The following is a 4,712-nucleotide window of genomic DNA, read 5'->3' on the forward strand; positions in this document are numbered from 1 at the left end:
CCAGGAGTTATGCATGGCGAAAGAAGAACTGCTTGAACTTGACGGTATCGTCGACGAAGTACTTCCGGACAGCCGTTACCGCGTGACGCTCGACAACGGCGTCGTGGTTGGCGCTTACGCGTCCGGACGCATGCGCAAGAACCACATCCGTATTCTCGCGGGCGACCGCGTGACGCTGGAACTGTCGGTCTACGATCTGACCAAAGGCCGGATCAATTTCCGTCACAAAGACGAGCGCGCCACCGGTGGCGGCGGTGCTCGCAACACGCAATTCCGTCGCCGTTAAGGCTGGCGGCACGCTGACCGCGCCGCGCACGGTCCTGGCGTGATCCATTGCGATTAAGTTGTACGCGAAGCCATTCGCGCGCCTTCTCCGGCTTGACTCGTTGACTCGAGCCTGAGCGGCGCGCTGCGGCATCGCTTCGTTGCAGCCTGGTTTTGCCCGATTCGCTTTAGCGCCTGGCCCTTTCTGTTGCCAGCGTGCGTTTCACACGCTTTCCTCGCTTCCTGCATACACGCGCTTAAAGCCCGAACACCGTCCCGAGATCCTCGCCGACGGCGCTTTTGCGCACCTGCTCGACTACCCGCTCCTCCAATTCCGCCAGGTGCTCGCGCATAGCCGACAGTGCCACGTCGAGATCGCCCGCATCGAGGGCGTCGATGATTTGCGTGTGTTCGTCCGCGGAGCAGGTCGAACCCTTCGACGGGTCGAACAGCGCTTTGTACAGTTCCGTCTTGGCGACCAGTTGCCCGACCAGCCCGAGCAACTCCGTGCCGCCCGCCAACTCCGTCAGCAGCACGTGGAACTGGCCGGCAAGACGCACGGACTCTTCGACGGCGCCCGCGCTCAACGCCTTCTCTTCGCTGCGCACATGCGCGCGCAAGCGCCGCTTGTGCTGCGCGCTCAACGCCCCGCACAAAGCCGCGACGATGCCCGCCTCGACGATCTGCCGCGCGCGATACACCTGGCGAATGTCCTCTTCCGACGGCGACGGCACGAACGCACCGCGATTCGCCTCCAGCACGAGCTTGCCCTCGAAGCCCAGCCGCGCCAGCACCTTGCGCAGCGCGCCGCGCGTGCAGCCGAACGCGGCAGCGAGATCGCGTTCGACGAGTTGCGCGCCCGGCCGCAGGCGCCCCTGCAACAACGCGGCGGTAATGGACGCGTAAATACGCTCTTCGACGCTGATCGAATCGTCGTCGCGTGCAGCTTGAATGGGCGTTTCCGTGTCGGCAGACGACGGACGCCGGGGACGTGGAGCCATGAATTATGTAATCGGGAATGGAGCGATATCGGCTGGCATTCTAGCGGCGGCGGGCAGCCTGCGCCATCATCCACGGTTCGGGCAAGCAGATGCCCGTGTCGTGCTTGCGTTGAATCTTCTCCGCGCGAAGACGGTCGATGGACATCGCGAGTTTTCAACGTGAACGCCGAAGAGCCGCGGCGATGCTGCTGCGGCGGCACTTCGTGGTTTAAGTTGAAGAGATGCAGGCTTCCGGCTTTGCGGCAGACGTTCTACACGACGTGGGATCGTAGGGGCGTCGACCGTGCCGATGTGAAGACGCCTCAAACACGGCCGAAAGTCGCGCGCTTCTATTGTCCCGTGTTGAGCACAACCCTGAACCGTGCGGCGCCGCTCATCATCCGGTCGTAGGCCTCGGCAGCTTTCGTTAGCGGGAATTCTTCGATCATCGGTTTGATGCCCGATAGCGCGCTGAAGGCGAGCGTGTCCTGAGAATCCGCCGACGTGCCCGACGGCCAGCCTTGCACCGAATTTCGCCCCATGATGAACTGCGCGATCGGCACCTCGACGGGCTCTTCGGAGAGTCCAACCATGATCAGCTTGCCGTTCAATCCGAGGCCGCCCACTACGGCGCTCATCGCTTTACCGCTCGTGACCGTGGCAAGAATCACGCGAGCGCCGCCCAAAGCCTGCAACGCCTCTGCGACGTTCACCGCCGTGCTGTCGATGTAGTGATGGGCGCCAAGCTCTTTCGCCAGACTGGCCTTGTCCTGCCCACGCGCGATGGCTACCGTGACAAATCCCATCTTTCGCGCGAACTGCACGCCGAGATGGCCAAGTCCGCCAATGCCCAGAACGGCGACCACGTCCCCGGCACGCGCGCCGCTGTTGCGCAGCGCGTTGAATGTCGTGATGCCCGCGCACAGAAGAGGGGCGGCATCGACATCGGAAAGATCATCCGGAATGCGCGCCAGTGCTTCGACCGGGGCCACCATGAACTCGGCATAGCCGCCGTCGTAGCTGATGCCGGGTACGAGTGCGCGCTGACACAGAACAAAATCGCCTCGACGGCAATGCTCGCACCGTCCGCAATGTCCGCCGTGCCAGCCGACGCCGACTCGCTGCCCCGCCTGCCATCCTTCAACGCCCGCGCCGACCTTGTCGATGACGCCTGCGATCTCGTGCCCGGGCACCCGCGGATATTCCAGGCCCGGCCACTGCCCTTCTTTCGTCAACACGTCACTGTGGCAGATACCGCACGCCTGGATCTTGATGAGCACCTGTCCGGCACCGGGTTCCGGCACGTCCCGTTCAACGACCTCCAGGGGTCCGCCGGCCTTTGCCACCTGCACTGCCTTCATCGTCCGCATCGCTTTCCTCCTTGTGAAAGAGACGAACGCGAGTCGACCGAACCCGGTTCGCAGATTTGCCGCCGATGTCACCCTCCGGTCGAGCGCTCAGCTTACGCCACATTTTCGGCGGCGCGCCACGGCCTTGCCAATCTGGCGATGAGCGCTGACTCTGTTTCGAACGGGTCTTGCAAGCGGGATCATGGTGGCCGATGGAGCATGAGGCATGGCGTATGGTCACCGTTGGAGAAAGCCGCTTTCCAGGTCCGCGAACCGCGTCGAGTTCCAGGCTGTGGCCGTGAGGACGGGCATTCGACCGGATCACCGAGCGGGTCATGGAAGCGATGAGCTCAGCCCCCGGCCCTCTTCGCGCTGTGGCCATACTTTTTTAGCGCCTCGATGACTCGCTCGCAATGATCACCCTGCACTTCGATCACGCCATCCTTGACCGTTCCACCAGAACCGCAGGCCGTGCGCAGCTGCTTGCCTAGCAAGGCCAAGGCAAGAGGATCGAGCGCCAGCCCTTTAACGAGCGTCACGCTTTTCCCGCCCCGGCCCATGGTCTCGCGACTCACTCGCACCACACCATCACCTACCGCTCGTGCCTTGGCGAGCGTCTTGCAGACACATTGCGCGAGCACCTGGCTGCATTCGGGACACATCCGTCCGCCATCGGTGGAATAAACAAGGCCGCCTTTTGAACTACTCTTCATGATTGGCTTACTCAAAGACACTTAAGTCGGAAATCACGACGAGTTTAGCAGGGGCTCCTGTACTGCCTCTCAATGTTTAACGCGCCGCCGCTCGCCACGCGGCGACGATTTCTCGTGTCCTGCCTTCTCCCGGAATCTCTACGGTGACTACACCGATTCAGTAGAGATAGCCGCGAATCCAGTGATAGCCGTCCTTGCCGCCCGCTTCAATGACGAGCGAGCCCGGTTCGGCTTACCGGGCCACGGGCATCGCGAATTCCGCACCTTTAGCGATGCTGCCGGGCCAGCGCTGCATGACGCTCTTGTAGTGCGTGTAAAAGCGCACGGCTTCCTCGCCGTACGCGTGATGATCGCCGAACAACGATCGCTTCCAGCCCCCGAACGAATGCCACGCCGGCGGCACCGGACTCGGCACGTTGATGCCCACCATGCCGATGTGAATCTGCCGGGAGAATGCGCGCGCCGCGCTGCCATCGGAAGTAAAGAGCGATACGCAGTTTCCCAGTTCGTGCGCATTGACGAGTGCTATCGCACTCGCGAGATCCGGCACGCGGACAACCGACAGGACCGGCCCGAAAATCTCTTCCCGATAGATGCTCATCTCAGGCTTCACGTCGTCAAAGAGCGAGCCGCCGAGAAAGAAACCCTCTTCGTGGCCGGGCACGCGATGGCCGCGACCATCGACGACGAGCCTGGCGCCCGCCGCGACGCCCGCATTGATATAGCCCAGCACCTTGGCGCGATGCGCGGCGCTGATGAGCGGCCCCATGTCCAGATCGGGCTCCATGCCGCCGCCGATCCTGAGCGAGCGCACGCGCGGCGCGAGACGCTCGATCAGTTCGTCGCCGATACGCCCTACCGCGACCGCGACCGAGGTCGCCATGCAGCGCTCGCCGGCCGAGCCATACGACGAGGCGATCAACGCATCGACCGCCTGATCGAGATCGGCGTCGGGCATGACGACCAGATGGTTTTTCGCACTGCCCAACGCCTGCACGCGCTTGCCGCGCTTTGCGCTTTCGCTGTAGATGTATTGCGCGACCGGCGTCGAGCCGACGACCGATATCGCGGCCACGTCGGGGTGCTCGATCAGCGCATCGACGACCGACTTGCCGCCATGCACGACATTGAACACGCCTTTGGGAAAGCCCGCCTCGATGAACAGCTCGGCGAGCCGGATCGATGCCGACGGCGTGCGCTCCGAGGGCTTGAGCACGAACGTGTTGCCGCATGCAGCTGCCATCACGAACATCCAGCACGGCACCACCATCGGGAAATTGAACGGCGTGACGCCCGCGGCCACGCCGAGCGGCTGACGTAGATTCCAGTTGTCGATGCCGCCGCTGATCTGATCGGTGAAATCGGTCTTGAGCAGGTTCGGAATGCCACACGCGAATTCGACGATT

5 protein-coding genes are annotated in these 4,712 nt (G+C 63.1%); 1 reads left to right on the forward strand and 4 read right to left on the reverse strand.

The window, feature by feature from the left end; translation table 11 throughout:
- Nucleotides 1-13: 13 nt before the first annotated feature.
- Nucleotides 14-286 carry a translation initiation factor IF-1 gene (gene infA / locus VL598_RS10755; protein ID WP_012427521.1) on the forward strand — a complete coding sequence of 91 codons (273 nt, stop codon included), beginning with the start codon at nt 14-16 and terminating at the stop codon, nt 284-286.
- 235 nt (nt 287-521) lie between these two features.
- Here the strand turns inward: infA and VL598_RS10760 are convergent, their stop codons facing one another.
- The 4 genes from VL598_RS10760 to mmsA form a co-directional block, all read right to left on the reverse strand.
- The gene (locus VL598_RS10760; RefSeq protein WP_325326701.1) at nt 522-1,265 is read right to left on the reverse strand and encodes a GntR family transcriptional regulator; all 744 of its coding nucleotides are present in this window, start codon (nt 1,263-1,265) and stop codon (nt 522-524) included.
- A gap of 329 nt (nt 1,266-1,594) precedes the next feature.
- Complete coding sequence (locus VL598_RS10765) at nt 1,595-2,614, reverse strand: alcohol dehydrogenase (protein ID WP_325326702.1); 1,020 nt, start codon at nt 2,612-2,614, stop codon at nt 1,595-1,597.
- Nucleotides 2,615-2,943: 329 nt separating this feature from the next.
- Nucleotides 2,944-3,306, reverse strand: coding sequence for a translation initiation factor Sui1 (locus VL598_RS10770; protein WP_325326703.1), 363 nt, complete (start codon nt 3,304-3,306; stop codon nt 2,944-2,946).
- Between the two features lie 232 nt (nt 3,307-3,538).
- A partial coding sequence (gene mmsA, locus VL598_RS10775; protein WP_325326704.1) for a CoA-acylating methylmalonate-semialdehyde dehydrogenase occupies nt 3,539-4,712 on the reverse strand: 1,174 nt, incomplete at its 5' end.

Origin of the sequence: Trinickia sp., assembly GCF_035492435.1 — a bacterium.
GTDB lineage: Bacteria > Pseudomonadota > Gammaproteobacteria > Burkholderiales > Burkholderiaceae > Trinickia.

What these genes read in the sequence shown, in the direction of transcription:
- infA (WP_012427521.1), top strand. Translation starts at nt 14, where the DNA reads ATGGCGAAAGAAGAACTGCTTGAACTTGACGGTATCGTCGACGAAGTA.
- VL598_RS10770 (WP_325326703.1), bottom strand. Translation starts at nt 3,306, where the DNA reads ATGAAGAGTAGTTCAAAAGGCGGCCTTGTTTATTCCACCGATGGCGGA.
- VL598_RS10760 (WP_325326701.1), bottom strand. Translation starts at nt 1,265, where the DNA reads ATGGCTCCACGTCCCCGGCGTCCGTCGTCTGCCGACACGGAAACGCCC.
- VL598_RS10765 (WP_325326702.1), bottom strand. Translation starts at nt 2,614, where the DNA reads ATGCGGACGATGAAGGCAGTGCAGGTGGCAAAGGCCGGCGGACCCCTG.